This window comes from Burkholderia sp. BCC1998 (genome assembly GCF_905339875.1).
GTDB lineage: Bacteria > Pseudomonadota > Gammaproteobacteria > Burkholderiales > Burkholderiaceae > Burkholderia.
The window spans coordinates 19,238-45,763 of record NZ_CAJPHE010000009.1 but is presented as its reverse complement, the minus strand read 5'-3'; the positions used below and the strand labels follow the sequence as shown (position 1 = coordinate 45,763).

The following is a 26,526-nucleotide window of genomic DNA, read 5'->3' as shown; positions in this document are numbered from 1 at the left end:
CTCTTCGCCGGTCGCATACTCACTCGATCACGCAAGACGGCTTCTCGCGAAGCCCCATCAGCCAGCCATAAACGTCGGCCATCTGTGTGGCAACGACATTCCATGTGAAATGACTTTCGACCAGCGCCCTCCCTCCATTGCCCATTGCAACGAGCCTCGCATCGTCGGTGGCATTCAGTTCGTCAAGGAAGGCCCGCAATCCCTCAACCGAGTTGAGAATCTCGAATGCGGCGTGTCGGGAAAATCCGATCGACAGATTGCATTCGCGCGTCAGCGCGACCGGTTTTCGGAATGACCATGCTTCGAGCGGCACCATCGGCAACCCTTCGCTGAATGACGGCAGGATCACGCAATCGCAAGCTGCGTAGGTTTTTTCCTTGTCCTGGCCGAATTGCGGGCCGATGAAATGGACACCGTCGCCGTTTACGCCCTCGCTGACCATGCCGCGCAATTTACCGATGTAGGAAGGATCCCCCCAGCCACCGACGATCAGATTCCAACGGGCATTAATCGAATTCGCCACGACGCGATCCTTCCAGGCCGTCAGCAGGTTCTCCAGGCCCTTCTTGGGATGCAACCGTCCGAAGTAGAGCAGCAGTTTCCTGGATGCCAGTTCACCGGTCCACCAGGACGGCAACCCGGGGTTTTCCAGTTCCGGAATCGCCACACCGTTATGCACGACGGCGATCGGCTGCTTCAGACCCACGGCCCGGATCGCATCCGCCTCTTCGCGATTGAGTGCATGAAAGCAGGCAGCGCGATTCAGATGGCTACGTTCATAGGCGGCGAGCGCAATCCACTTCTTCAGTTTGGAACGATTCAGGATCCACTGATCGAGCATGCCGTGCGGCGAGATGACGTAGGGCTTGCGTCGACGCCGATTCCATGCGACGACATCCGCCGACGGGTGCATCCAGATTCCGTGCGTGTGGACGATGTCGGCATCGGATGCCAGCAGCGAAGTACGCAAGGCCGGGGAGTAGCCGAGCATCGCGGGACCGACCGCGTCGCAGGTCGTCACCTGCGTCCCTCTCCATTGCGGAAGATCGCTGTTGGTGTTCGTATCGTTCAGTGCGAATACGCGCGGTACGAACCCCTTCGACGGGAGCGCGAGTGCAAGGCCACGTACCGCGTCGAACAGGCCGCCACCGGTTCTGGACGCGGACGCCGTTACGAATCCGACCTGATGGCCCGGCGCCTGGTCATGATGGAGTTCGACCGTCCGAGTCACGCGGCCTCCCGCAGGAGATCCGCAAACCGCGGATACAGGCGACGATAGCGCTCGACCGCACGGTCGATCTCCTCCTGCCCCCGGGACGGCGCCCGATAGTCGGCAATCATCGTCCTCGCGACCTCGTTCACATTGAACCCGTCGATATCGTGAACGCGGGCGCTCAGGCCGAGGTCCGTCATGATGCCGCTCGTTTTGGGCAGGTAGGAGAGCGCCACGAGCGGCCGCCCTGCCAACAGGCCGAAGATGCATGAATGAAAGCGGCTACCCAGAAATACCGAGGCGCCGGCGATGATGCTCCTGACGTCGGCCACGGGTCGATCCTTCTGATCCAGGATGACGAATCCGGGACACCGTTCAGCGATCTGGCGGCCCACCGGCAGATCGGCCGCGACCTGGTTGACGATGACGATCCGGACGCCCAGCGTGTCGTGCAGGACATTCAGCAACTCACACAAGTTGCGCACATACCGTTCCTTGGCCTGCGCCTGGTCAGCGGCGAGCGGAAACGCCCATTCGATCACCGAGACAGCGATATAAGGCTCGTCCGGCTCAATTCCGAGTTCCGCTTTCATCGATGCGGTCGCGGCCGGCGTCGCTGCATGCCAAAAAGCAAGATCGCCCGTTCTGGCCACCCGCGCTGCCGGCAACGCGAGCGTCTCGACGACAAAATGGTACGACTCGCTTTCCCGCACGCAGATGAGGGACGCTTTCGCGAGCACCTTTGCGGCAAACCACCGGCCGCGCCTGGAGCGGATCGGACCGACGCTCTGCGGCGCCAGAACCACGGTGGCGCCGAATTTCGAAGCCGCCCAGATCTGGATCAGGTTGGCGTAGTACGACGGATTGGAATCCTCAAGATACCCCCCCGGACAACTGACGACGACATCGGCTATACCGAGCGCATCGATGGCACGTCGTTGCTCGACCGGAATCAGCCGGCCGAGCAGCCACGGTCGCCGCAACGTTACATAGCAGATCGTGATGCCCTGGCGAACGACATTGCACAGACGGCGGCGCCACACGTGCTTCGATACGCAGTTCCCGAGCCGCTCGTGCCACGTTACCCGCGGCAGATGGGCGCGTTGCGTCGACGGCTGGTATGCGATACCGCTGAGAGACGCGTTCGGATAGGCTTCGAGGATTTCGTCGATACACACCTCGATGAGCGCCGCATCGCCTTTGTTCACCGCGCCAAAAACATTGGCCACAACGACATGATTCACTTGCATTTCGAGAACCCGTTCGCGAAGTTCAACACATTTTCGGAAAACCGCTGCAAATTCCAGTCATCGAGATTCCACGGAAAGTTTCGCCTGAGCGCGGACAGCTTCTCGTCGTCAAGCAGTGTCGCGACGCCGCGGTCGATGTCTGCATCCGATCCATCCGTGACGAACCCGTTCTCGCCGTGTCGGACCAGTTCGTGCGCAGCCCCGCAGCCGTCGCTGCACAATACGGGCGTCCCGCACGCGAGCGCCTCGTTCAAGCACAGTCCCCACTGGTCATAGTCACTCAAGAGCATCATGAAATTGGCAAGCGACAGGAAAACCGGCATGTCCTGATTGGGAACCAGCCCTTTGAACACGACGTCGCGCGCGATTCCGAGGCGCTCGCAGCGCGCGCGCAGCGACGCCTCGAGTTCACCGGCGCCTATGATTAGCAGCGAGACACCGATCGTCCTTGCCCGCGATCGCGCGTACGCGTCGATGACTTTGTCGACACGTTTGCGGGCTACCAGCCGCGACACGCAAACGATGTACTTTTCCGGCAATCCCATCTGCGTGCGAAGCTCGTCGGGCCGCAGGCGGGCCGCCGCGGCGGCTTTCGTGAACCGGCTGTTGTCGACCACGTCGTAACCGACGCGGACGCGCTCCGCCGGGATGCCGAGGAACTGGAAGTACTGACGTTGCCGGCGCCCTGCCACGATCGCACCGTCATACAGACACGCAAGCCGGGCCTTGAGCAGCTCGCGGCCCGGCCGGCGCACACCGTCGTCGAACTTGCTGTCGGCGCAAAACACGATTTTCGTGCGGCGCGCCAACCACCGGTAGATCAGCCCGACGATCGAATATGGAAAGTTGTATCCGATGGTCACGATCATGTCCGGCTTCTCACGAACGATCTCCCTGAACAGGCACGCTAGGAATAGCTGCCGCGTGTACCGCGCGCGTTCCTTCGTCACGTACCGCCAGCCGCTTTCCGGTGCATCGCATCCGGAGCGCTGTGCGTCTCGATGCAGGTAATCCGTCGATTTGCGATTCATCACCAGCACGCGAAAATCGACGTTTGCCTGCACGAGACGGCGCTCCGCATCGTTCAAGCGCGCGGTATGGTAATCGCCGATGCTACCGATCAAGAACAGAACCTTCATATTCCTTCTCGCGATACTCTTGAAATACCTCGTATTCGCCGAAGAGAACCAGGAATACGTCGAGCCCCAGCAGACAGATCGCGACGGATACGAGTCCCCCATGGCGCACGGCGAACAGTCCGGCGACGATCGCAATGCTGGCGGCGAGCAGATACGCGAACGCAAAGCGGATATGGCGATTGATCGCAATCACGAAGATGGAAGCCGATTGCCACATCGAATTCGCGACCATCGACAGCAACAGGATGTCGAACAGCGTCGAATCGAAAACGACGTGCTTGCCCGTCCAAGCTGCATAAAACCGCTCTCCGTACGCGCTCATTGCGATACCGACCGTGCCCGCGACAGCCATCGTGACAATCGTCAGTCTGCGCTTGATACGTATGACGTCGCCCTTTCTGCCGACGGCGGCAAGCTTCGACACTTCCGACCAGACCGAGTTTGACAACAGGTTCATCATTTGCACGGCTACTCGCGTAAGCGTTCGCATCGTGGAAAACGCCGCCACCTGCGCCGGACCGAGTGCCGTCCCGATCACCCAAAGGATTCCCTGGAAATTCAGTCCGTTGCTGAGCGGGAATCCGAGGAACGCCAAGGACGGAACCAGCGATTTTCTGAGCCACGCCCAGTCGATCGTCAATGGAAGCAGCGTGGCCCAAGAGCAATAGCGCTTCTTCACGATCTGCTGCGCGGCGAAGCCGGCAATGCGCGCGACGAGCATGCCGGTGGCAACCGCGATCGGTGTCTTGAATATCACCAGCGCGATCAACCCGAACGCCAGCGCGACAAAGCGCGTCACATTCAGAATACCGACGGACAGCGCATAGCAATTGGCACTTCGCAACGCGGCTGTCTGGGGGCCATACATCACGCTCAGGCATACGTCTCCAATCAGAATCAGCGCGACGAACCTGACCTCGTCCCCCGACATGTACCGGAACACGTGGCCGCCAGCGCCCAGGATCCACCACGCCGCGCCCGACACGATCAGCACGATAAGCACGAACATGGCGACCGTGGCAGCGAGCGTCCGGTAAATCACCTGAAGTCGTTCGTGATCTCCGACTGCCGCCCGCTGGTCCATCTCGTTAGCCGCAACGGTCGACAAGCCCAGGTCACTCAACGCGAGGTAGGTAGGAATCGTCGAAATGAGAATCCATTCCCCGTATTTCGCTGCGCCCCACACCGACAAAAACAGGGGTACCGATACGATCTGGGCGAAAACACTCACGGCCTGTCCGAGACCGTGAGCGAGAAATGCCTTGATGATGCGTTGTGCCGACATGGTGGGTTCGAATCGATAGCCGGGCAAGGCGTGTCGTCCGTGCCCGGTCTTGGAATCATTGCCGCGGTGCGTATTCGTACTGGTACGCGTACTTGTATTTCCCGTATGCGTACCCCCCGGTGTTCAGCGGCAGGTCGTTGAAGATCACACCTTTCAGTGTCCCGCCCCCCTGGCGCAACTGCTTGATTGCCATTTCCACTTCTCGCGGCGGATTCGCGCCGAAGCGCAACACCAGCAGCGTCACACCCGCGTAGCGGCCGACGATGGCGGGGTCCGTGACGGCCAGCACCGGCGGGGTATCGACAATGACGTTGTCGTATCGGGACGACAGATGATTCAACACTTTTTCGAAGTTGGGATGCAGCAGCAGCTCGGCCGCATTCGGAGGCAGTTCGCCGGTAGGCATGAAGTCAAGACCCTTCACGAGCGTGTCGCGCTGAATGAATTCGCCGGCATCCCCACCTGATCTGATCAATTCAGTCAATCCGCGCCCTCGCGTCGCCCCGACGTAGCGGTGCAGGTAGCCGCGACGAAGATCGCCGTCGATCAGCAGTACTCTCTTTCCGGTACTCGCCATCAGTGCCGCGAGGTTGATGGCAATGAACGACTTGCCCACGCCCGGGGCTGGTCCGGTCAGCATAAGGATGTTGTTTTTTGCGTCGAATTGAGCGAACTGCAGTGCGGTGCGCAAGCTGCGAATGGCTTCGACAGCGAGGTCGGTCGGTGCGGTCTTGGCCAGCAACGGCGTATCGCTGCCGCCCGATCTCTCGATTCGTCCGAACGTCGACTGTTGCTCACTATGCGGAATCGTCGCATAGACAGGAATCCCGAACTTGTCTTCCACTTCGGCCGGATCCTCGATGCCGCTGCGCAACGCCTTGAACGCGAAGGCGGTGACCAACCCGAGGAATATGCCGAGCGTCGTGGCCACGAGGATGATCAGGCCGGGACGCGGCCATACCGGCACTGTAATCAGCTCCGCGCCGTCGAGCAGACGGACGTTGCCGGTCTTGCCCGCCTTCAGCACCCTCAATTGTTCGACGTTGTTGAGCAGCGTGGTATAGATTTCCTGAGCCACCATCGCGTCACGAGCGAGGCCGACGGTATCCTGCTCATTGGCCGGAATCGCTTTCAGTCGCTGGTTGAATCCGGCGATCTGAGCGTTGACGGTATCGAGCTGTCGATTGACGGCGTCGACGTTCGGATGCTGCGGCGTGAAACGCTGAAGCAGCTGGTCACGTTGAAGCACAAGCTGGCTCTTCTGAACCTCCGCCTGCACGATCTGATTCAGCAAGCTCTGCGCCTCGACGGGCAGATCGACGATGGTATTTTTCGTCCTGTAATTGTTGTACTTCGTTTCCGCCTTCGTCAGATTGTCCTTCAACCCCGGCAACTGGCGGTCGAGGAACCGAATCATGTTGTCGGCTTCCGCCGACTTTCTGTCGACGTTCTGCTTGACATACAGCCGCGCAATCTCGTTCAGCACCGCCTGGGTCTTGTGCGGATCGTCGCTGCGCCAGACCGTGCTGATGATGCCGGAATCTTTCCCCTGCTCCGAGATGTTGAGAGACTTCTGAAGTCGCGTGATGACATCGAGACGCTTCGAGTGAACGAGCTGGAATCGCGTCCCCGGCCGACCGACGAGGCGCTCGACTGTCACCGTGACCACACCGCCCGGAACCGACGCACGGCACACCTTGCCGACGTCGCAATGGTCCACCACCGCCTCGTCGTCGGGCGAACGCAGGCTGTACTGGCCGTTCGGCAGCGCAGTCACCGTCCAGATGCGACCGTTGTACTGCGACGGCACCTCCATCTGCGTGACTTCGATTGCCTCGTTCCCCCATGCGAAGGAAGGCAGGTTCAGGCGTGGCGCTCCCTCGACAGGCGCCGGCACCCGTGACGCGAGGAAACGGCCGAACAGCGGGAAATAGATCGGTTTCGCGTCGATATCCAGATGTACTGCATCCACGGTAGGACCGAGGATCATGCGCGACCTCAGAATCTCGATCTCCGTCGTAGCAGCGGTCTTCAGTTCAAACATGCTTGCCAGATCGCCCAGAGCCGACCCGATCGAATTGCCGTTCTCTTCGACCTGCACCAGGATGTTCGACTCGTAGGTAGGTTTCGTGATCAACGCATACACGGCGCCCAGCAACGCTGCACCGAGCGCGAACGCGAGAATTACGTTCCTATATTCCAGCAGCGCGGCCAGGTGCTCGCCGAGACTCGTGCTTTCCTCGGCTGAGGAACTGCGTTGCTTGGACAGGAATTCATCTGCTTCTTGCATGGGCATGGTTCAATTGGTTGAGTTGCTGAAACGTGTCCGAATCGGGGCCTTTCATTCCCTTCACCGGCCTTGCCGGGATGCCAGCCGCTCAGCGCGTCTGCAGTGCATCCGGTTCCGTGACGCGCCGGCTGGAATTCGCAATCCTTTCCGACCACTCGCTCACGCCTTGTTCGATCGAGTCGAGTGCCGCCTCGAACGCCTCGCGACCGCGCCTGAACGGATCTTGAATATCGGCATCGCCGAATTCCCGCAGGCGAAACACCCGCCCTCTCGACAGGGGATTCAATCGTTCGACATAGCGCTTCTGCTCGATGTCCATAACGAGCACCAGATCGGCGTGCATGCAATGCGAGCGCAGTAGTTGCTTTGCACGATGACCTTCGATGTCGAAGCCTCTCGCCCGCATCAATTCCCTAGCGAGTGGGTCCGCCTGCTCCCCGACCAGCGCGCCCACACCCGCGGATTGCACGATGCAATCCGGTAGCTCGCTCGCCAGCATGGCCTCGGCCATCGGGCTGCGACATATATTTCCGATACAGACAACCAAAATGGACCGAATCATCGATATTTCCCGGTATCGTCCTGAGTTACGCCGGACGCCCACTGCGACACGTCAGATACATCACGATGGAAATGGTCCGAGGCAGCGAGAGGCGCACGATGTCACGCGACCTTGGCCATCCCGGCACGCTGGCCGCACGCTGCGCTCTACGACGTCGCGAATTCCGCGTATCTCGCCTGATAATCCTCGTACGCGATGGCCAGCCCCTCTTCGAGGCCGGTCGTCGCGCATATTCCGAGCGCATGGAGTTCGCCCACATCGAGAAGCTTCCGGGGAGTGCCATCCGGCTTCGACGTGTCGAAGACGATCTCGCCGTCGAATCCGACGACATTGGCAATCGTCCGAGCCAGCTCGGCGATCGACAGGTCCACGCCGGTGCCAACGTTGATATGCGCGGTCGGTGGCCGTCTCGCCTGGTTCCACTGCTCCGCCGGGATCTGCATGATGGCCACGGCTGCAGTCGCGAGATCGTCCACGTAGAGCAGCTCGCGCTTAGGGTTCCCGCTGCCCCAGACCGTCACCGATGCGCTGCCGCTTGTCTTGGCTTCATGCATCCTGCGTATCAGCGCCGGCACGACGTGGCTGTTCTCCGCATGGTAGTTGTCGCCCGGACCGTACAGGTTGGTCGGCATGACGCTGCGAAAGTCGGTGCCATACTGCCTGTTGTAGCTCTCGCACAGCTTCAGTCCTGCTATCTTGGCAATCGCATACGGTTCGTTGGTCGGCTCGAGATACCCGGAGAGCAGGGCGTGTTCCGGGATCGGCTGCTCGGAGAATTTCGGATAAATGCATGATGAGCCGAAGAACATCAGCCTGTGAACGGCTGCGCGATACGCATGGTGAATGACGTTCGCCTCGATCATGAGATTGTCATAGATGAAATCGGCCGGATACACCGCGTTGGCCTGGATTCCGCCGACCTTGGCCGCCGCCAGGTACACGTGGTCGATCGCCTCGCTCTGGAAGAACGCCTCGACCGCGTCGCCATCAGCGAGATCGAGTTCCGCTCGCGTGCGAGTGACGACCGTGCAGGATTTCATTGCCGACAGCCGGCGGACGATCGCACGTCCGACCATGCCATTGTGGCCCGCGACGAATACTTTGATGTGTTCGCCCATTTCGTTACTCGTTGTATGCGAATGCCGTGAAACCGGCCAGTTTGATCAATGCATCGCGTTTTGCCGCCTGATAGTCGGCACGGACCATTTCCTTTACCAGGTCTTCGAACGAAATCTTGGGCGTCCAACCGAGTTTCTTTCGCGCATTCGTGGCATCGCCGAGCAACGTTTCGACTTCCGTCGGACGGAAGTAGCGCGGATCGACACGCACGATCACGTCGCCTTGCTTGACCTTGAGATCGGCATTCTCGACCGCATCCACAATGGCAATCTCATCGACACCCGATCCTTCGAAACGCAGAACAATCCCCAATTCGCGCGCCGCGCATTCGACGAACTTTCGAACACTGTGCTGGATTCCCGTCGCAATGACGAAGTCTTCCGCCTGCTCCTGCTGGAGCATCAGCCATTGCATCTCGACGTAGTCGCGCGCATGCCCCCAGTCGCGCAGGGCGGACAGGTTGCCGAGATACAGGCAATCCTGCAGGCCCGCCGCGATTCGCGACAGTGCGCGGGTAATCTTTCTCGTCACGAAGGTTTCACCGCGCACTGGGGATTCGTGATTGAAAAGAATGCCGTTGCATGCATAGAGGCCATAGGCTTCGCGATAATTCACGGTGATCCAGTACGCGTAAAGCTTGGCGACGGCGTACGGGCTGCGTGGGTAGAACGGTGTCGTCTCGCGCTGCGGAGTCTCCTGGACGAGCCCGTAGAGCTCCGATGTCGACGCCTGGTAAAAGCGCGTCTTTTCCTCGAGAGACAGGATGCGAATCGCCTCGAGCACGCGCAGCGCGCCGATACCGTCAGCGTTCGCCGTGTACTCCGGTTCCTCGAACGACACGGCGACGTGGCTTTGTGCGGCAAGGTTATAGATCTCGTCGGGCTGAACGCGCTGGACGATGCGCACGATGCTCGTCGAGTCCGTCAAATCGCCGTGGTGCAGCACGAATCGACGATCCGATACATGCGGATCCTGGTAAAGGTGGTCGATACGATCGGTATTGAACAGCGATGCGCGGCGTTTGATGCCGTGCACCTCGTAACCTTTTTCCAGCAGAAGCTCCGCCAGATACGATCCGTCCTGTCCCGTCACACCAGTGATTAGCGCTACCTTGCGTGTCATGTTTTCACTCCACATCCCCTGTTCGTCGCCCGGGGGGTTGCAAATGTCCTGCTGAATTTCAGAACCGCTCGCTCGATGAAATGCCGCGAACGCCCGCCGCATCCGTTCGGCTCCGCGTCGATTACTTCGTCACCACCGCCGCCGTCAGTCCGGCATTCACAGCAGGTAACAGCAGACTGAGCACCCGGTTCAGGCGAACCAGGCCATTGCCATCGACATAGACGACGTCATTCGGCTGAAGCTGAAACTGGTTGGCCAAAACCATCGCAACAGGCGAACGTGCGTCGAGATGAAAGACATGCGGCTCGGCATTCAACGCGCCACGAATCACATACATTTGGGCGGCGTCGGCCGTGTTGACGTTGATGCTGCCCGCCTGCGAGATCGCGTCGCTGAGCGAAAGCGACCCGTCCCGCATCGGCAGGGCCGTCATCGGCTTGTTGACCTCGCCCATCACGTATACGCCGTTCTGATCGCGCGACAGCACGCGCAGCAGATCACCGTTGCGAAGCACGACATGCGCCGGATTCTCCCCGCGGGCGAGCATTGCCGTGAGATTGATCGGATAAGACTTCGCACCACGCACGAGCACCATTCGACTCTGGTCGGCCGTGGAACTGAATCCGCCGGCCCGCGTGACCGCCTCATACAACGTCATCGGTACATCGTTGACCGGAACCGCCCCGGGCGTATGCACTTCGCCGTCCACATAGATCTGCTTCGACCGGAACGATGCGACGCGTACCGTCACCTGCGGATTGCGAAACACGTTCGCCAGCCCGGCTGTCAGCTTTTTCTGAACCTCTTCAGGTTGAAGCGAGGCAACATGCAGCTTGCCGATATACGGAAACTGAAGGTCGCCGTTCTGATCCACCAGGTGTCCCGGGGCGGGATCGAACGGCCGCGAACTCGGCGTGGAAAGCTGGGGCCCTTGCGATTCGACCAGCTCCGGGTGATCCCACACCGTGATTTGCAAGACATCACCCGGGCCGATCAGGTAGGGGGCAGGCTTCGAAAAAAGCGCGGCATATTCGGGGGTGCCAGCCTCCTGACGCTGCGCCCTGACCTGCCTGATCAGATCGACCGTAATTTCGGTGACGGGTACGTCCGCTCGCGCGGCCGGATGCTGAGTGTCGGCTGCACTGACGGCAATCGACGCCGGCGCTTGCATCCGCATGCCGGGTGCGAAAGTGCAAGCCGACAGTGCAGCGCATGATGCGACCAGGAGCGTCGCCGGCATGCGGCCGATCGGATAGCGATTCCTTTCACGCTCGCTGCGCTTCGTTGTCGTCATCATCAAAACACTTTCCGCAAGTTTCATCCGTTTGCCCTGGACGCACGTCGTTGCACAACGCACGTTGAAAATTTCGAAACCATCTGAACGCGCGAACCCCGGGATATCAGATCAATAGGCATTCGCATTCACCAACCCCTTCGCCACCGTCGCCAACACGATCCGCATATCCAGCGCGAACGACCAGTTCCGCAGGTAATAAAGGTCATACTCGACCCGCTTCTGCATCTTCTCGAGACGATCGGTTTCCCCGCGATACCCGTTCACCTGGGCCCAACCAGTAATCCCCGGCTTGATCCGATAACGATGGATGTACCCGTCGACGACTTTCTGATAAAGCCGATCGTGCTCGATCGCATGCGGCCTCGGCCCGACCACCGACATCTCCCCGCGCAGCACGTTAAGAAACTGCGGCAGCTCGTCGAGACTGGTTCGCCTGAGAAAGCGTCCCACGCGGGTGATGCGCGAGTCGCTCTTCGTCGCCTGCGTGACCACGCCAGCCTGTTCGGCGTGCACGCGCATCGTGCGGAACTTCAGGATCTGGAACTTGCGCCCGTCCGCACCCTTGCGGTATTGCTTGAAGAACACCGGCCCGCGCGACGACAACTTCACCGCGATGGCGATCAGCACCATCAGCGGCAGCAGCGCCACCAGCGCGACTGCGGCGAACAGGCGATCGAACACCTCCTTCTGCCACATCGCATGACGCGGCAGCGGCGACGCCACGAGATTGATCGCCGGCGCGCCGATGAGGTCGATCATCGCGCCGTCGAACAGCGCGACGCTGCGCACGTCGGGAATGAAGCGGATGTTCACGAGATCGTCGCCGAACGTATTGACGAACCGCAGAACGGTCGCCTCCTCCGACAAAGGCAGCGCGAGCCAGATTTCCTGGACACCGTTCTCCCGGACGAACTGCGCGAACGCATCGAGCTCCGTGAATACCGGCAAGCGATGCGAAGCATTCGCGGTAACGGGGCGCAGGTCGAATACAGCCGCCGGCCGGAATCCGCTCGCCGGCGACTCCTCGATGTTTCGAACCACCTGTTGGCAGTGCTGAGCGTGTCCTACAACCGCAACGCTGCGCAGGTTGATGCCCGCATGACGAACGCTGCGCAGAAACAGATGCGTGCCGATTCGCGACGCGATCAGTGCGCCCCCCGTCATCGCGGTCCAGTACACGAACCACAGCCTGGAAATCACGTCCGAGCGATGGAGCGAGAACATCAACACGATCCCGCACGCCTGAACGACGAGCCACGCGAGCGAGATCTTCCCGCTCAACCTCAGCATCGACCGTCCCCGCCACGATTCGTACACGCCGAATACCGGGAACAGCACCAGCGTGAACGCGATCGCGAACGTGACGAGTGCGCTGTCGAAGTGCCCCTCGGAAACCGTCTGATAGCGAAATTGCGACGCAAGCAACGAGCCGGCGACGATCAACGCGATATCCACGAGTCGAGCCATCAAGCCTTGTAGACCGAACATTTCAATCTCCCGTCTGACGCCAACGATCACAGTCGAATCGGGGCATTACGCACGCCCGTACGTATCGTCGAACCGCACGATGTCGTCCTCGCCGAGATACGATCCCGATTGGACTTCGATGAGCTCGAGCGGCAACTTTCCCGGGTTCTCGAGCCGATGCGTCACACCAAGCGGAATGAAGGTGGACTCGTTTTCGCCGAGCATGAATTGCTCGTCGCCGCGGGTAACGAGCGCAGTTCCGCTCACGACGATCCAGTGCTCGGCACGGTGGTGGTGCAGCTGGAGCGACAACCGTCCGCCCGGATGCACGACGATGCGCTTCACCTGGAATCGGGCGCCGTGATCGATCGAGTCGTAGTAGCCCCACGGGCGGCGCACCTTCCGGTGCGCATCGGCTTCCGGCGCCTGTTGCGCGCGGATCCGGTTCACGAGGCCCTTCACGTCCTGGACGCGCGAGCGGTCCGCCACCAGCACCGCGTCGGCGGTTTCGACCACCACCGCATTGGTCATGCCGACACATGCGACGAGCCGCCCTTCCGAATGCACGAAGCTCGACGTCGCACCTTCGAACACGACCTTGCCGCGCCCGACGTTGCCGTCCGCATCCTTGTCGAGCGCCTCCCAAACCGCATCCCACGAGCCGAGATCCGACCAGCCCGCATCGAGCGGCACGACCACGCCCTCCACCAGGCTCGTGTCGGACACGAGGCGCTCCATCACCGCGTAGTCGATCGAATCAGACGGCGACTTGAGAAAGGCATCCTCATGCGGCCGGAAGAAAGGACCATCGTGCTTGCCGTCCACATGTGCCGCGAGGCATGCGGCGTGCATATCGGGCTGGAGCGTGCGCAACGTGTCGAGCCAGACGCTCGCGCGCACGACGAAAATGCCGCTGTTCCACCAGTACGAGCCCGATTCGACGTACTGCGCCGCGAGTTCGGCGGCCGGCTTCTCGACGAATCGCTCGATGCGGTGCGCACCGGCACCAAGGGCCTCGCCGATCTTGATGTAGCCGAACCCCGAATCGGGCCGGGTCGGCGGCACGCCAAGCGTCGCGATCGCGCCGCGCCGCGCGTGCTCCACCGCGAGTGCGATCGCACGATGAAACGCGGCGGTATCGGCAATGGCGTGATCGGCCGGCATCGCGACGACGATCGCGTCCCTCCCGTCCGCACTGGCGGCAGCGACCGCCAGCGTCAGTGCGGGCGCCGTATCGCGCCGGGCCGGCTCGACGATGACGCGGGCATCGAGCCCGCTGGCGCGAAGCTGCTCCGCCGTGACGAAACGATGCTCGTCGCCGCAAACGACGATGGGCGCCGCTACATCGCCTGCTTCGATCGAAAAACCCGTCATGCGCTGGACGGTTGCCTGAAGCAGAGAATCCGCACCCAGTACGCCGATCAACTGCTTCGGATACTGTTCGCGCGACATGGGCCACAAGCGCGACCCCGATCCGCCCGCGAGAACGACGGGCGCGACGCTGACCTTCACGTCGACTGCGTCGCCGCGACCGGAGCCGGTCGGTCCTGTTTCGCCGCGCTCTGTTTCGATGGATGCCGACATAATCTGCACTCCTATTCTCTCAGGCAATAATTCGATCTGAAAATCCGGGAATGAGCTCCGTCCCTTCGCCGAAGCTTATCCAGCCTTCTCTACAACTCCAGTTCCGTCTGGCCCGAGCGCGCCTGGAACCGGTATTCCGAGGGTGTCACGTCGAGGTGTCGCCGAAAAATTTTGGCCAGTCGATCACCGTTCCCCCACCCGCATTGCCGCGCGATCGTGCCGATCGGCAAGTCGGTTTCCATCAACATCTGCACCGTGCGCTCCAGGCGAACCCGCAGCAGAAATTCGGACGGCGTCACGCCGATTTCCTGCTTGAAATGCCGCAGGAAGTTCCGTTCGCTCATTGCAGCAACCCGTACTGCATCGCTGACGGATATGGCTCTTCCAAAGTTCTTGCGCAACCAGCTCGCCGTCGCGCGGATCCGATCGGCAGGCGTGCCATTGCGCACTTCACCCTCCTGCTCGGCCGGCTCGAATGCGTCGCTCAGCGCGAGCCGCGCCGCAATGCCTCGCACCGCGTCGCCACCCAGGTCACGTTCGATGAGCGCCAATGCGGCTCTTGCCGGCTCGTAGCCGCCGCGACCCACGCGCACCGCATCCACTGCGCCGATCACGTGCGAGCCATTCAGCGCCGCATCGATCAACATCCTGCCTTCGCCGATCGTCTCGACCATGCCCGCCTTCGGCAGCACGATCCGCAACCAGTCGATCACCCGGGCGTCGCGCGACGCGCGCCGCGCACCTTCGCCACCCGCGACGAATAGCGCATCGAATGCGTGCGCCGAGCCCGCATCGCATGCGAATGTCCGCACGCTGATGGCCGACGACCAGACGATGTTTCCACCTTTCGACGAATAGAAGCGAATGTCGTACAGCGGAAGCCCTGTCGCGCGCGGCGCATAGATTTCATTGGCTACTTCGAACACCTCGAATACCGCGCCCGCCGCAAACAACGAGAACCCGTCGAAGACGACAACGCCGATATCCCGATTCCTGCGTGACCGCTTTCCCCCAACATCTTCTGCCGCTTCATCTCCCGAATGATCGACACTCGTGTGCGTCATGGCGTGCTCTCGGACAATCAGTCCAATCAACTTCGGTCGTCGTTTTTTACTCCGTTGCGACGCATCATACCGAGGGCGCCGAATGGCGTTTAAACACTGGCCGATTCGAACAAACAGTCGTCGGATTAGTCTGCGGGAATTCCCTGATCGGCCAAATGTTGGCGGTTTCCGACTACCTCGCGGCAGCGAAACGGATGACGAAGAGCTTGCAGAAACAGCGGTGCTCGCATGACGAGCGAGTGATATCCGACGGCAGTCGTTCGGTGATCGAAGCGTCGTGGTGCGCCCCACGGGCGGTCAGGCGTTCGGCCAGATGCGCGGTACCTTCGTGCATGAACTTCGACAGCAAGCAATGTGTTGCGACATGATCATGTGCAGGCGGGCAACGTCGTGGAGCAGTCGATTCGGCCCTGGAACTCGACAGTACGGTGGCGCAACGCGATCGGCATCGTTGACGATCAGCCTGCATCGATGCGTCGTATTCGGCCACGGGTGCCGCGCATAGCCGATTAGCCCGGATCCGCCAGCCCGGCGCCTGGCGAAACGCGCTGACGACGCGATGCACCAATCCGCCGCCCCTTCAGTTCTTGTATTTTTCGAGTTCGAGCCGGCCGGTACTCGCTCCAGCCGCATGACGACGCACACGCGAGCCGGCCGTTTACGACATCACCGCGCTCGCGACGAGCGATGCAATCGCCACGGGTAGCGCGAACAGCGCCGACAGCGCCATCCTTTTCAAGATTCGAGCTCGCGCCACCTCACGCGAGCCGCGGGCCCGGCGCGACTGAAATTCGAGCAGCAGCAGCCCCTGACCATGTCGTGCGCCGGCCCAAAGGCCGGACGCGGTGCTGAAGACGAGGTAGACGAGAATCCAGACGAAGCAAATCCTCGAGAAGATAAGAAGCGCGACGTTCATGGCGGCGATGCTCCGTTTTCGGCGAGATACCGCGCATCAGATGGCGCGCGGTTCGATGCCGATAGCGTACATTGCAATGCAGCATGCCGGACATGACAATTGATCCGACGATTCCGCCAACCGGTTACCGTACGTTTCCTCCGGGTGGCGCGCGACGCGAAGCACCACGCGCGCGCAACAATGTTCGCACTGCTTCGTAATGTTCGAAGCCAGGCCACACGGATCGTCTTGCGGATTCACGACTCGAACGACGGCGACTGACATTCACCGTACGCGCAGCTCGACCCGTGATGAATAAAAAGGCCTGCGTGCCACACGGCACGCAGGCAAAATTCCGAGGAGAGTTCCGGGGTGAACGCGTCTCCTCGAAAGGCCAGACAAAAGCGTAACGTCGAATCGACCGTTTCAAAACGAGATGGCGGCTTCGACCACGATCATGGCCGAATGAAAGTGTATTGATGCACGCGCACACGTTTCTCGACGGGCATTGCGCCGTCACGCCCGATTTGCTTCCTGCAATTGGCGGATTGCTTCGGTGTTTTGGCCGACGAGAAAAATCTCGACTGGCCATGATGAGACGCGTGCAGACGGACATTCAACGTTCGCTCATCGACGAAGCCGGCATGTCATCGTCGTGACCGAGTCGCCTCGAACGCGCAACGATGCCGATGCACTTCGACAGACTTCCAGGAGCCCATCCGCCATGCTTCCGCTGGACACTTTCTTGCGCGTCGTCGACGCAACCCCGCTCGTTGCGATCGACCTGATCATCTCGAACGGCGATGGCGCGTATCTACTCGGTCACCGTGTCAATCGTCCCGCGCAGGGTTTCTGGTTCGTGCCGGGCGGCCGGATTCGCAAGAACGAGCGTCTCGACGATGCGTTCAATCGCATCGCGCGCGACGAACTCGGATGTAGCGGTCTGGAGCGTGCCGATGCCGAACTGATCGGCATCTACGATCACCTCTACGAAGACAACTTTGGCGGCGAACCGGGCATCTCGACGCACTATGTGGTGATGGGATACAAGCTCCGCGGCACGTTCGACCTCGTGTCGCTGCCGAATGCCCAGCACACTGCCTACCGATGGGCGACCGCCGACGAGATCGTCGCCGATCAAACGGTCCATTCGAATACGCGAACTTACTTCGGCACGTCCGCCTGAAATCGGGCGAACGCTGCTCCGGCGGACAAATCGACTACCCGACGCCGGTCGTTAGCCCGGCGCGGGCATCAAAGCGACGATGTACCGTTGCGAATGTCCGAGCCGCCAACCGATGAGAACATTCTGTCCCGAGCGGCCGCGCGATACTCCGTCGGCGACATCGACAGATGCTGGCGGAACAGCTTGGCCAGCCGGTCTCCACTGCCGAGACCGACCCGCCGCGCGACCTTGTCGGCGGGCAAATCCGTCTCGACCAGCATGGAGCACGCCTTTTCGAGCCGCACCCGCAGCACGAATTCGGTTGGCGTCACGCCGATTTCGTTCTTGAAGCGCCGCAGGAAATTCCGCTCGCTCATCGCAGCGGCCTGCGCTGCATTGGCGATCGAGATGCGATTCGCACTGTTGGCTCGAAGATGCTGAGCGGCCGCGCGAATCAATTCACTGGCTCGCGCCTCCTGCGCCCCGAACAGGACGCTCGCAAATTTCCGGTTCGCCCCCGGCATCATGTACGAAACGATCTCTTGCGCGACTTCGTAGCCGGCGTCACGCACGACGATCGACAACGCGGCCGCGAACATGCCTTCGCCATCGTCGTCGGATTGCCCCGATTCGCCCGTACCGCCAACGGCAAGCACCGCCTGCGGCACGACTTCCGGAACTTTCTGGTTCAGGCGAATCGCCGTCAGCATTTCGGCGCCGGCATTGTCGCCCTTGACCACGCGGGCGCGCTGATGGGCATGCTGCAACCAGCTGATGAACGCATCGTCGAGGCCGCTTGCCCGCCCCTGTCCACCGAGCACGAACATGGCCTGCACATTGCTCGCATCGAGCGGACGAGCCGCTTCCGTCCAGATCTGTACACCCGACGACGAACGAACGGCACCGCCGTGACTGGAATAAAGCCGCAATTCATAGCGATCGGCAAACGCGACGTTCACGCCTTCGAGCTGATTTGCAAGTTCGAATACCGCGGCCAGCCGGCCCATTTGCATGATCGAAAATCCGTCGAGCAGCAGGATGATGACGCTGTCCCGCCGACGACCGACGCTTCTTCCCCGGTCACCACTCACTCTGAACCCCGTAGTCGTTTCGTTCGGCGCTATTTGCATCATCTCGGCCTCTTAACAATTTTTTGCATTTTCTGCAGCGCATCATATGCGGCTAAATCGTCGGCCGATCCGTCGGTGTCCGATCCCGCCTCATTGTTGACGGAATCAGTCAAGGCGATGATATGGAACCAATTATTTGTTGATAATCAGGAATAGGAGTTGGCGTGACGGCACAAAGTCATGGAGATTTGATCCAGATCATTGACGAAACATTTTTGCAACACAACGAGCAGCGCATGTTTCACTCCGGAAATAGGACATGCGTTCAGTTCCTTACAGATCCTTACAGCATTGGTCATAAGGAATCGACGCGTTCGCGTTGTCCGCCGCCTCGACGGCTGGAGGGGATGAGACAAAAAAATATGCGCAATGCCTCCCTCTGCGGGAGGGGATATTACCTTGCACGCTTTACCATGCAAGCGCGATACGAAAAAATCATAGATGGCAAGCGCTTTAACGTTTGCCTATATTAAGCAAATTCTTCCAGATGCATTCGAAATATTATTTGCCGATGATAGCCGAATTTCGGCAGACAAATCCTCACGACTGGGAATGCCCGAATATTTCGTAACATCAAACCCGACGTGCGCCACGGCCCGCGCGTCACATCACCGGGGCCATCGATTTCCGGAACATGCGACTCTGCCGCCGGCCGATCGTGATGCTTTGCCGGGTCGTCGATCGCACGAAGGCGCATGCGGCAACTCGCGAATCGGAGATATCGCCCTGTCAATCGCTAAGGAAAACGAATTGTCACGGGTGTAATCGTACGACGTGCGCGTTGACATCCGACGCTTGGCGGCGCTCGCCTCAACCAATCACGCTCGGGAATCGAATTCCTGCCGGCATGACTTCGGTCGCGATGATTGCTCTCGCTGTGAAGCGTCGTCGAACAGGCTTTACATACACCATTCGATCGGACGGTCGACCCGCACATCGATCTCGCTCATCGTGCAGCGATTATCGGCTCGCCATCGTCTTCGAATTTTCCGGCAATTGATTCCTGCGTCTGCAACGCCCATAACCGGAATTTTCCGATGTGGCACCCAGTTTGAAAACGCCTTCCTTCCCGGATGCTGTCGCTTGCGGAACAACCATGATTTAATGCCGCAGCGCCTGTAGACAAAGCATGCAGAATGCACTGCACCCCAGCCTCGGAAATGAGCGTGTCTGCACCACCATCACTCGATGCGGTTTCCTTGCCGGTCCGACTCCGCGCACGTCTCGCTCCGGATCTTTCGATACGCCTCGGCACGGTTTCCCGAAGAGTCGGCACATACCCCGGACGATGACGCCGCACGACGAACGAGAGTGCCGACTCCGCGCCGGCTCGCCCTGGACTCGCCAATAATAAAATCGAAAATCGCTCCAAAAAATCCATGAAGTCCGATTAAATCAAATCATTGGCGTATCACGACTATGTTATCCCGCTGCACCCTCATTTATTCATCGAAAAAAAATCACCCTCCCTTCTCTCCGCACACTCCACTTCGATCAAAGACATCGTCAATTCGACCAGCCTGCACGAACCGAAATGCATCACTCTCCGTTATCTTTTTGAGACACCTCTCCATCTTAATTTCGCACTAAAAATCTCTCGATGTAGTCTGCTTCCGTTCATTTGAACGCAGGCATGCTTGCAAAAGGAGAGACCATGAAACACGCATTTTTTCCTGTCCTTGCGATCGCGTCGGTCGCGATGGGCGGCGTAGCCCACGCGCAGTCGAGCGTGACGCTTTACGGGACGATCGACACGTCGCTCACGTACGTGCGCAACGCCGATGGCGGCAAGAACCTTTGGGCGCTCGGCAACAGCAGCGCCGGCAATCTGTCGGGCAGTCGTTGGGGGCTCAAGGGTTCGGAAGATCTCGGCGGCGGCCTGGCGGCGATCTTCCAGCTGGAAAACGGTTTCAATCCGAGTACGGGCGGCCTCGGTCAGGGCAGCCGCATTTTCGGCCGCCAGGCCTATGTCGGGTTGACTAGCAACCAGTATGGCTCGCTCACGCTCGGTCGCCAATACGATCCGCTGATCGACCTCGTGCAGCCGATTACCGCCGACAACTACTTCGGCAGCGTGTTCGCCACCGCCGGTGATGTCGACAACTACGACAACAGCTTCCGCGTCGACAACGCGGTCAAATACACGTCGCCCGTCATCGCCGGACTCCAGTTCGAGGCGATGTATTCGCTGGGCGGTGTCGCGGGCAGCACCGGTTCGAAGCAATCGTATTCGGCCGGCGTGTCGTACGCCAACGGTCCGCTGAGTCTCGCCGGCGGCTACTTCTATGCTGCCAACGCGAATCCCGTCACGGGCAGTCGCACGACATGGTCGAGCACGTCGGACGGCACGTTCGACGGCGCAATCAATACCGGCTACCAGACGGCCCGTTCCATCGGCATCGCTCGCGTGGCCGGCCAGTATGTGATCGGTGCGTTCACCGTGGGCGCCGGCTACAGCAACGCCCAATATCGACGCGACGGCGCATCGGTGTTCGCGAAGAACGAACACTACAACACCGCCCAGGGCTTCCTGAACTACCAGGCGTCCGCCGCGCTGCTCGTCGGGGTCGGCTACAGCTTCACGAAGTCGGGCGGCGACACCTCGGCGAACTACCACCAGGCATCGGTCGGTGCCGATTACAACCTGTCGAAGCGTACGGATGTGTACATGACGGCCGCTTATCAGCATGCAAGCGGGAATACCGGGGACGGTGCCGGCGGTGCGGTGCCGGCACAGGCGTCGATCGGTTCATACGGCTACAACGGCACGAAAAAGCAGGCCCTGGTCAATCTGGGGCTGCGTCACCGGTTCTGATCGTCACTTCGGGGCGCCGGCATGTCCGGCGGTCGTCCCCAAACACTCGTGACGGCCGGCCGGCGCGGCGCTCGACGAACCGGCCGTGCTCGCCGGCAACGGCCGCCTTGCCGATATCGTGGCATGACTCGACGAGCATGCATGCGGCGTTCGTCCAGGCGGTACGGGAGCCGCTCGATGCGCCGGACCTGCACGCGGTCGAGCGGCTGACCGCGTTGCTGAAACACATCGGCATCGCCGATGCGTCGAAACATACGCCGTTCAACGCCGAACCAGATATGGATATACCCGAACCTGCATAACCGTCACCGGCGCGCCGCCGACGGCGTGAAGCGCCACACCCGCACAACCCGCCGCATCGTCGACACCAACGCCGCATCGTCACCCGCCGCAGCTGACCCGGCCTGTCCAACTTCCCGCTTGCGCCGTTTCGGATCGAGCCCGGTGCCACCACTACGCCGCCGCGCCGCATGCCGCTCGATGATCCGCTGCAGCAGGCAGAACACGCACAGCAGCGCGCCGATCACGATCCGCGTCCACCACGAGCTCAGCGTGCCGTCGAACGTGATCAGCACCTGGATCGTGCCGAGGATGCCGACGCCGAACACCGAGCCGATCACGTACCCCACCCCGCCGGTGAGCAACGTGCCGCCGATCACGGTCGCGGCGATCGCATCGAGTTCCATTCCCTGCGCCTGCAGCCCGTAGCCGGACAGCACGTACAGCGTGAACACCACGCCGCCGAGCGCCGAGCAGAAGCCGCTCAGCGCATACACGCCGACCTTGGTGCGCGCGACCGGCAGCCCCATCAGCAGCGCCGAGCGCTCGTTGCCGCCGACCGCATACACGTTGCGGCCGAAGCGCGTGAAATGCGCGACGTAGATCGCGGCGGCCAGCGTCGCGAGCGCGATCAGCGCGCCCGCGCTCAGCGCCCCGCCGCCGACCGGCACGCTGATGCCCGCGAGCGCATGAAAGGTCGGCTCGTTGATCGTGATCGACTGCGTCGTGATCAGGAAGCACGCGCCGCGCGCGAGAAACATCCCGGCCAGCGTGACGATGAACGGCTGCAGCCGGAAGTAATGAATCAGCGCGCCCATCGCCGCGCCGTACAACGCGCCGAACACGAGCACGAGCGGCACGATCGCCCAGACGGGCCAGTGCCATCGTTCGGCGCCGACCGCGCAGAAGATCGTTGTCAGCGCAACGACCGAGCCGACCGACAGGTCGATGCCGCCCGACACGATCACGAACGTCATCCCGATCGCGACGATCAGCAGGAATGCGTTGTCGACGAGCAGCCCGGTCAGCACCTGCATCGAGAAGAAACCCGTATACATCACGGATCCGAAGCCGAACAGCGCGGCAAACAGCACGATCGTCACGACGATCGGCAGCGTGCGCGGGTCGGCGAGCCGTGCGAGGAATCGGTTCATCGCGGCGTCGCTCCGGTGGTGGCGCGCGAACGCGCGGAAGGCAGCAGCCGCGACGCGTGCCGGACGACCAGCGCGCGCGCCGCGTCCGACTGGATCAGCGTCACGACGATCACGACCATCGCCTTCACGACGAGCGTCGCCTCGGGCGGCACGCCGATCGAATAGGTCGTGTAGGTGAGCGTCTGGATGATCAGCGCGCCGAGCACGGAGCCGGCGAGGCTGAAGCGGCCGCCGAGCAGCGACGTGCCGCCGAGCGTCACCGCGAGGATCGCGTCGAGCTCGAGCAGCAGCCCCGCGTTGTTGCCGTCGGCGCTGCGCACGTTCGAGCTGGCGAGGATGCCGGCGAGCGCCGACATCACGCCGGAGCACAGATACACGCCGAACACGACCGCCCCCGCGCGCAAGCCCACGAGCCGCGTCGCGACCGGGTTCACGCCGATCGCGCGGATGAACAGGCCGAGCGCCGTACGGTTCACCAGCAGCGCGCTCGCCGCGATCGTCGCGAGCGCGATCCAGACCGCGCACGGCACGGCCGCGAGATAGCCGCCGCCGAGTGCGAGGTAGCCGGGCGCACCGATCGGGATGATCTGCCCGCCGGTCAGCAGCTGCGCGATGCCGCGTCCGGCGACCATCAGGATCAGCGTCGCGATGATCGGCTGCATTCCGACGAACGCGACGAGCACGCCGTTCCATGCGCCGGCGAGCAAGCCGACGCCGAGCGCGGCGGCGAGCGCCGTGCCGACTCGCGTCGGATCGCCGTCGAGCACGATCGCCGCGGCGGCGCCCGCGATCGCGACGATCGCACCGACCGAGATGTCGATCCCGCGCGTCGCGATCACGAGCGTCATGCCGAGCGACACGATCACCAGCGGCGCCGCGCGATTCAGGATGTCGACCGGCGCGCCGAACAGGTGACCGTCGAGCAGCGCGATCGACAGGAAGCCCGGCCGATGCGCGACGTCGAGCGCGAACAGCAGCGCGAGCGTGAGCACCGGCCACACGAGCGGATGACGAAGCAAGGCACGGAGCCGCATTATGACCGGCCTCCCGCAATCAGTTGATACACGTGTTCCTCCGACGCGTCGGCACCGGTCAGTTCGGCGACCTTGCGGCGGTCGCGCAGCACCGCGATCCGGTGGCTCACGCGCACCACTTCGCTGATCTCCGACGAGATGAACAGGATCGCGAGCCCTTGCGCGCACAGCGCAAGCACGCGCTCCATGATGTCGAATTTCGCGGCGACGTCGATGCCGCGGGTCGGCTCGTCGAGGATCAGCAGCTTCGGCTCCGTCGCGAGCCAGCGCGCGAGCAGCACCTTCTGCTGGTTGCCGCCCGACAGCAGCCCGATCGGCTGCTCCGCGTCGCGCGCCTTGATGCCGAGCCGCGCGATGTAGGTCTCGGCGAGCTCGCGCTGGCGCGCACGGCTGATCAGCCGCCACCAGCCGCGCCGCGCCTGCAGCGCAAGGACGATGTTCTCCCGGATCGACAGCGCCGCGACGATGCCCTCCTTCTTGCGATCCTCCGGGCAATACGCGATCCCGTTGCGGACCGCGTCGTGCGGCGACGCGAGCCGCTTGCGCGCGCCGTCGATCTCGATCGCGCCGGTGTCGGTGCGCTCGGCCGCGAACGCGAGCCGCGCGGTCTCCGTGCGCCCCGAGCCGAGCAGCCCGGCCAGCCCGACGATTTCGCCGGGCCGCACGTCGAGATCGAGCGGGCTCATCATCCCGCGCCGGCCGACCTGCCGCATCGACAGGAACGGCGCGGCCGCATCGGCATCGCGCTGCACGGCCGCCGCGCCCGCCTGCAGCGTGCCGGACATCGGTTCGCGGCCGGTCATCTTCGCGACCAGCAGGTCGACCGGCAGGTCGCGCGCGAGGTACTCGCCCTCGCGCTCGCCGTTGCGCATCACGGTGATCCGGTCGGACACCGCGTAGGTCTGTTCGAGAAAGTGCGTGACGAACAGGATCGCGATGCCCGACGCCTTCAGCCGGCGCAGCACGTCGAACAGCCGCGCGACCTCGCCGTCGTCGAGGCTCGACGTCGGTTCGTCGAGAATCAGCACGCGTGCGTCGACCGACACGGCCCGCGCGATCGCGACCATCTGCTGCACCGCGATCGGATACGCATCGAGCGAACGCGTGACGTCGAGCGACAGGTCGAGCTCGGCGAGCGCATCGCGTGCCCGCGCGTGGATCGTCTTCCAGTCGATCGCGCCGCGCCGCATCGGCTGCCGGCCCGCGAAGATGTTTTCCGCGACCGACAGGTTCGCGCACAGGTTCACTTCCTGGTACAGCGTCTGGATCCCGGCCGCCTCGGCCTCGCGCGGCGCGGCGAAGCTCACCGGCGCGCCGCCGACGCGAATCTCGCCCGCGTCGTGCGCGTGCACGCCGGTCAGCACGTTGATCAGCGTCGACTTGCCGGCGCCGTTCTGGCCCATCAGCGCGTGGATCTCGCCCGGAAACAGCCGGAAGTTCACGCGCTGCAGCGCGTGGACACCCGGAAACGCCTTGTCGATGCCGATCATCTCGACCACCGGCGGACTCGTCATGGATCGCCCTCGATTCGAAGCGGCGGCCGGACAGCGGCGAACGCGCCGCCGCCCGCGTGCGCCGGGATTCAGTACTTGCGGGTCGGCAGCACCTGCGCCGCGACGCTCATCGGGAACACCGTCTCGTTCGTGACGATGCGCTTCGGCAGCTGCTTGCCGGCGACCACGTCCTTCACCGCGGTCATCAGCTGCGGGCCGAGCAGCGGGCTGCATTCGACGTCGACGTTGATCTTGCCGGCGACCATCGCCTGGAAGCCGCCCTTGGTCGCATCGAACGACACGACGCTCACGTCCTTGCCGGGCTTGATGCCGGCCTCTTCCATCGCCTGGATCGCGCCGAGCGCCATGTCGTCGTTGTGCGCGTAGACGACGTTGATCTGCTTGCCGTAGGTCTTCGCGAACGCTTCCATCACCTGCTTGCCGCCGGCGAGCGTGAAGTCGCCGCTTTGCGACGCGATCACCTTGAACTTCGGATTGTTCTTGATCACTTCGAGCAGGCCCGCGCGGCGGTCGTTGGCGGGCGCCGAGCCGACCGTGCCCTGCAGCTCGACGATGTTGACCGGGCCCGCATCGTTCTTGTAGCGCTCTTCCAGCCAGTGGCCCGCGCGCCGCCCTTCCTCGAGGAAGTCCGAACCGATCATCGTCACGTACAGCGACGGATCCTTCACGTCGACGCCGCGATCGGTCAGGATCACCGGGATACGGGCCGCCTTCGCTTCGGTCAGCACCGGCTCCCAGCCCGACTCGACCACCGGCGAGAACGCGATCACGTCGACCTTCTGCGCGATGAACGAACGGATCGCGCGGATCTGGTTCTCCTGCTTCTGCTGCGCGTCCGAGAATTTCAGGTTGATGCCGGCCTCCTTCGCCGCGCCCTTCACCGACACGGTGTTCGCGGTGCGCCACGCGCTTTCCGCGCCGACCTGCGAGAACCCGAGCGTGATCGGCTTTTGCTGCGCGTGCGCGCCGGTGGCCAGCACCGTCGCCGCGGCGACGATCGCGCCGGCCGCCAGCTTCCTGATGAATGTCATGGTCCGTCTCCGATGGTGTCGTTGTATGCCGCGGCGCCGGCCTGGCGCGGTGCCGTGTCGTGCTGTTGTGGTTCTGCGTGGCACGGGCGCGGTTCGGGGCGATGCGGCCCGGCCGTT

At 62.2% G+C, this 26,526-nt stretch carries 21 protein-coding genes; 3 read left to right on the top strand and 18 right to left on the bottom strand.

The window, feature by feature from the left end; genetic code table 11:
- Positions 1 to 19: 19 nt before the first annotated feature.
- The 13 genes from U5A56_RS17505 to U5A56_RS17445 all read right to left on the bottom strand — a co-directional run bounded on the left by U5A56_RS17505 (position 20) and on the right by U5A56_RS17445 (position 16,308).
- Positions 20 to 1,231, bottom strand: a complete 1,212-nt coding sequence (locus tag U5A56_RS17505) for a glycosyltransferase (RefSeq protein ID WP_321923643.1) — start codon at positions 1,229 to 1,231, stop codon at positions 20 to 22.
- Positions 1,228 to 2,457, bottom strand: a complete 1,230-nt coding sequence (locus U5A56_RS17500; RefSeq protein ID WP_321923641.1) for a polysaccharide pyruvyl transferase family protein — start codon at positions 2,455 to 2,457, stop codon at positions 1,228 to 1,230. The genes U5A56_RS17505 and U5A56_RS17500 overlap by 4 nt, the downstream gene beginning before the upstream one ends.
- Complete coding sequence (locus U5A56_RS17495) at positions 2,454 to 3,602, bottom strand: glycosyltransferase (RefSeq protein WP_321923639.1); 1,149 nt, start codon at positions 3,600 to 3,602, stop codon at positions 2,454 to 2,456. The genes U5A56_RS17500 and U5A56_RS17495 overlap by 4 nt, the downstream gene beginning before the upstream one ends.
- The gene (locus U5A56_RS17490) at positions 3,577 to 4,887 is read right to left on the bottom strand and encodes a hypothetical protein (protein ID WP_321923637.1); all 1,311 of its coding nucleotides are present in this window, start codon (positions 4,885 to 4,887) and stop codon (positions 3,577 to 3,579) included. Before U5A56_RS17490 ends, U5A56_RS17495 begins: the two co-directional genes overlap by 26 nt.
- 55 nt (positions 4,888 to 4,942) lie before the next feature.
- Complete coding sequence (locus U5A56_RS17485; RefSeq protein WP_321923635.1) at positions 4,943 to 7,177, bottom strand: polysaccharide biosynthesis tyrosine autokinase; 2,235 nt, start codon at positions 7,175 to 7,177, stop codon at positions 4,943 to 4,945.
- An 88-nt stretch (positions 7,178 to 7,265) separates the two neighbouring features.
- Positions 7,266 to 7,739 carry a low molecular weight protein-tyrosine-phosphatase gene (locus U5A56_RS17480; protein WP_321923633.1) on the bottom strand — a complete coding sequence of 158 codons (474 nt, stop codon included), beginning with the start codon at positions 7,737 to 7,739 and terminating at the stop codon, positions 7,266 to 7,268.
- Positions 7,740 to 7,885: 146 nt separating this feature from the next.
- On the bottom strand, positions 7,886 to 8,857 hold the full coding sequence (locus U5A56_RS17475; RefSeq protein WP_321923632.1) for a GDP-L-fucose synthase: 972 nt from the start codon (positions 8,855 to 8,857) through the stop codon (positions 7,886 to 7,888).
- A 4-nt stretch (positions 8,858 to 8,861) separates the two neighbouring features.
- On the bottom strand, positions 8,862 to 9,980 hold the full coding sequence (gene gmd, locus U5A56_RS17470) for a GDP-mannose 4,6-dehydratase (RefSeq protein WP_124571952.1): 1,119 nt from the start codon (positions 9,978 to 9,980) through the stop codon (positions 8,862 to 8,864).
- Positions 9,981 to 10,101: 121 nt separating this feature from the next.
- Complete coding sequence (locus tag U5A56_RS17465) at positions 10,102 to 11,277, bottom strand: polysaccharide biosynthesis/export family protein (protein WP_415749166.1); 1,176 nt, start codon at positions 11,275 to 11,277, stop codon at positions 10,102 to 10,104.
- A 108-nt stretch (positions 11,278 to 11,385) separates the two neighbouring features.
- Positions 11,386 to 12,765: an undecaprenyl-phosphate glucose phosphotransferase gene (locus U5A56_RS17460; protein WP_124921554.1), complete on the bottom strand. Its 1,380-nt coding sequence runs from the start codon at positions 12,763 to 12,765 to the stop codon at positions 11,386 to 11,388.
- Positions 12,766 to 12,810: 45 nt separating this feature from the next.
- The gene (locus U5A56_RS17455; protein WP_321923630.1) at positions 12,811 to 14,328 is read right to left on the bottom strand and encodes a mannose-1-phosphate guanylyltransferase/mannose-6-phosphate isomerase; all 1,518 of its coding nucleotides are present in this window, start codon (positions 14,326 to 14,328) and stop codon (positions 12,811 to 12,813) included.
- Between the two features lie 89 nt (positions 14,329 to 14,417).
- A complete protein-coding gene (locus tag U5A56_RS17450; protein WP_321923629.1) occupies positions 14,418 to 15,392 on the bottom strand; it encodes a GlxA family transcriptional regulator in 975 nt (324 codons plus the stop codon).
- A 658-nt stretch (positions 15,393 to 16,050) separates the two neighbouring features.
- The gene (locus U5A56_RS17445) at positions 16,051 to 16,308 is read right to left on the bottom strand and encodes a hypothetical protein (RefSeq protein ID WP_044846981.1); all 258 of its coding nucleotides are present in this window, start codon (positions 16,306 to 16,308) and stop codon (positions 16,051 to 16,053) included.
- Positions 16,309 to 17,011: 703 nt separating this feature from the next.
- Between U5A56_RS17445 and U5A56_RS17440 the strand changes: the two genes are divergently transcribed.
- The gene (locus U5A56_RS17440) at positions 17,012 to 17,473 is read left to right on the top strand and encodes a GDP-mannose mannosyl hydrolase (protein ID WP_321811981.1); all 462 of its coding nucleotides are present in this window, start codon (positions 17,012 to 17,014) and stop codon (positions 17,471 to 17,473) included.
- 68 nt (positions 17,474 to 17,541) lie between these two features.
- Here U5A56_RS17440 and U5A56_RS17435 read toward each other — a convergent pair whose 3' ends face one another.
- Positions 17,542 to 18,585, bottom strand: a complete 1,044-nt coding sequence (locus tag U5A56_RS17435; RefSeq protein ID WP_321923627.1) for a GlxA family transcriptional regulator — start codon at positions 18,583 to 18,585, stop codon at positions 17,542 to 17,544.
- A 1,651-nt stretch (positions 18,586 to 20,236) separates the two neighbouring features.
- Between U5A56_RS17435 and U5A56_RS17430 the strand changes: the two genes are divergently transcribed.
- Both U5A56_RS17430 and U5A56_RS17425 read left to right on the top strand, forming a co-directional pair.
- The gene (locus U5A56_RS17430; RefSeq protein WP_321923625.1) at positions 20,237 to 21,397 is read left to right on the top strand and encodes a porin; all 1,161 of its coding nucleotides are present in this window, start codon (positions 20,237 to 20,239) and stop codon (positions 21,395 to 21,397) included.
- Positions 21,398 to 21,534: 137 nt separating this feature from the next.
- Entirely contained in the window at positions 21,535 to 21,699 is a 165-nt protein-coding gene (locus tag U5A56_RS17425) for a hypothetical protein (RefSeq protein WP_321923623.1), read from the top strand.
- Positions 21,700 to 21,702: 3 nt separating this feature from the next.
- Here the strand turns inward: U5A56_RS17425 and yjfF are convergent, their stop codons facing one another.
- From yjfF to U5A56_RS17405, 4 genes are all read right to left on the bottom strand, one after another.
- A complete protein-coding gene (gene yjfF, locus U5A56_RS17420; RefSeq protein ID WP_321923621.1) occupies positions 21,703 to 22,830 on the bottom strand; it encodes a galactofuranose ABC transporter, permease protein YjfF in 1,128 nt (375 codons plus the stop codon).
- The gene (locus tag U5A56_RS17415) at positions 22,827 to 23,867 is read right to left on the bottom strand and encodes an ABC transporter permease (protein WP_321923882.1); all 1,041 of its coding nucleotides are present in this window, start codon (positions 23,865 to 23,867) and stop codon (positions 22,827 to 22,829) included. The genes yjfF and U5A56_RS17415 overlap by 4 nt, the downstream gene beginning before the upstream one ends.
- Positions 23,864 to 25,378, bottom strand: coding sequence for a sugar ABC transporter ATP-binding protein (locus tag U5A56_RS17410; RefSeq protein ID WP_124646673.1), 1,515 nt, complete (start codon positions 25,376 to 25,378; stop codon positions 23,864 to 23,866). The genes U5A56_RS17415 and U5A56_RS17410 overlap by 4 nt, the downstream gene beginning before the upstream one ends.
- Before the next feature lie 68 nt (positions 25,379 to 25,446).
- Positions 25,447 to 26,409, bottom strand: coding sequence for an ABC transporter substrate-binding protein (locus tag U5A56_RS17405; RefSeq protein ID WP_124489106.1), 963 nt, complete (start codon positions 26,407 to 26,409; stop codon positions 25,447 to 25,449).
- Positions 26,410 to 26,526 lie beyond the last annotated feature (117 nt).

Bases quoted from the DNA above. Each gene is read 5' to 3' on its own strand.
- U5A56_RS17490 (WP_321923637.1), bottom strand. From the start codon at position 4,887: ATGTCGGCACAACGCATCATCAAGGCATTTCTCGCTCACGGTCTCGGA.
- U5A56_RS17440 (WP_321811981.1), top strand. From the start codon at position 17,012: ATGCTTCCGCTGGACACTTTCTTGCGCGTCGTCGACGCAACCCCGCTC.
- U5A56_RS17410 (WP_124646673.1), bottom strand. From the start codon at position 25,378: ATGACGAGTCCGCCGGTGGTCGAGATGATCGGCATCGACAAGGCGTTT.
- U5A56_RS17460 (WP_124921554.1), bottom strand. From the start codon at position 12,765: ATGTTCGGTCTACAAGGCTTGATGGCTCGACTCGTGGATATCGCGTTG.
- U5A56_RS17450 (WP_321923629.1), bottom strand. From the start codon at position 15,392: ATGACGCACACGAGTGTCGATCATTCGGGAGATGAAGCGGCAGAAGAT.
- U5A56_RS17465 (WP_415749166.1), bottom strand. From the start codon at position 11,277: ATGATGACGACAACGAAGCGCAGCGAGCGTGAAAGGAATCGCTATCCG.
- U5A56_RS17475 (WP_321923632.1), bottom strand. From the start codon at position 8,857: ATGGGCGAACACATCAAAGTATTCGTCGCGGGCCACAATGGCATGGTC.
- U5A56_RS17445 (WP_044846981.1), bottom strand. From the start codon at position 16,308: ATGAACGTCGCGCTTCTTATCTTCTCGAGGATTTGCTTCGTCTGGATT.
- U5A56_RS17485 (WP_321923635.1), bottom strand. From the start codon at position 7,177: ATGCAAGAAGCAGATGAATTCCTGTCCAAGCAACGCAGTTCCTCAGCC.
- gmd (WP_124571952.1), bottom strand. From the start codon at position 9,980: ATGACACGCAAGGTAGCGCTAATCACTGGTGTGACGGGACAGGACGGA.
- U5A56_RS17430 (WP_321923625.1), top strand. From the start codon at position 20,237: ATGAAACACGCATTTTTTCCTGTCCTTGCGATCGCGTCGGTCGCGATG.
- U5A56_RS17405 (WP_124489106.1), bottom strand. From the start codon at position 26,409: ATGACATTCATCAGGAAGCTGGCGGCCGGCGCGATCGTCGCCGCGGCG.
- U5A56_RS17495 (WP_321923639.1), bottom strand. From the start codon at position 3,602: ATGAAGGTTCTGTTCTTGATCGGTAGCATCGGCGATTACCATACCGCG.
- U5A56_RS17455 (WP_321923630.1), bottom strand. From the start codon at position 14,328: ATGTCGGCATCCATCGAAACAGAGCGCGGCGAAACAGGACCGACCGGC.
- U5A56_RS17425 (WP_321923623.1), top strand. From the start codon at position 21,535: ATGCATGCGGCGTTCGTCCAGGCGGTACGGGAGCCGCTCGATGCGCCG.
- U5A56_RS17435 (WP_321923627.1), bottom strand. From the start codon at position 18,585: ATGATGCAAATAGCGCCGAACGAAACGACTACGGGGTTCAGAGTGAGT.
- yjfF (WP_321923621.1), bottom strand. From the start codon at position 22,830: ATGAACCGATTCCTCGCACGGCTCGCCGACCCGCGCACGCTGCCGATC.
- U5A56_RS17480 (WP_321923633.1), bottom strand. From the start codon at position 7,739: ATGATTCGGTCCATTTTGGTTGTCTGTATCGGAAATATATGTCGCAGC.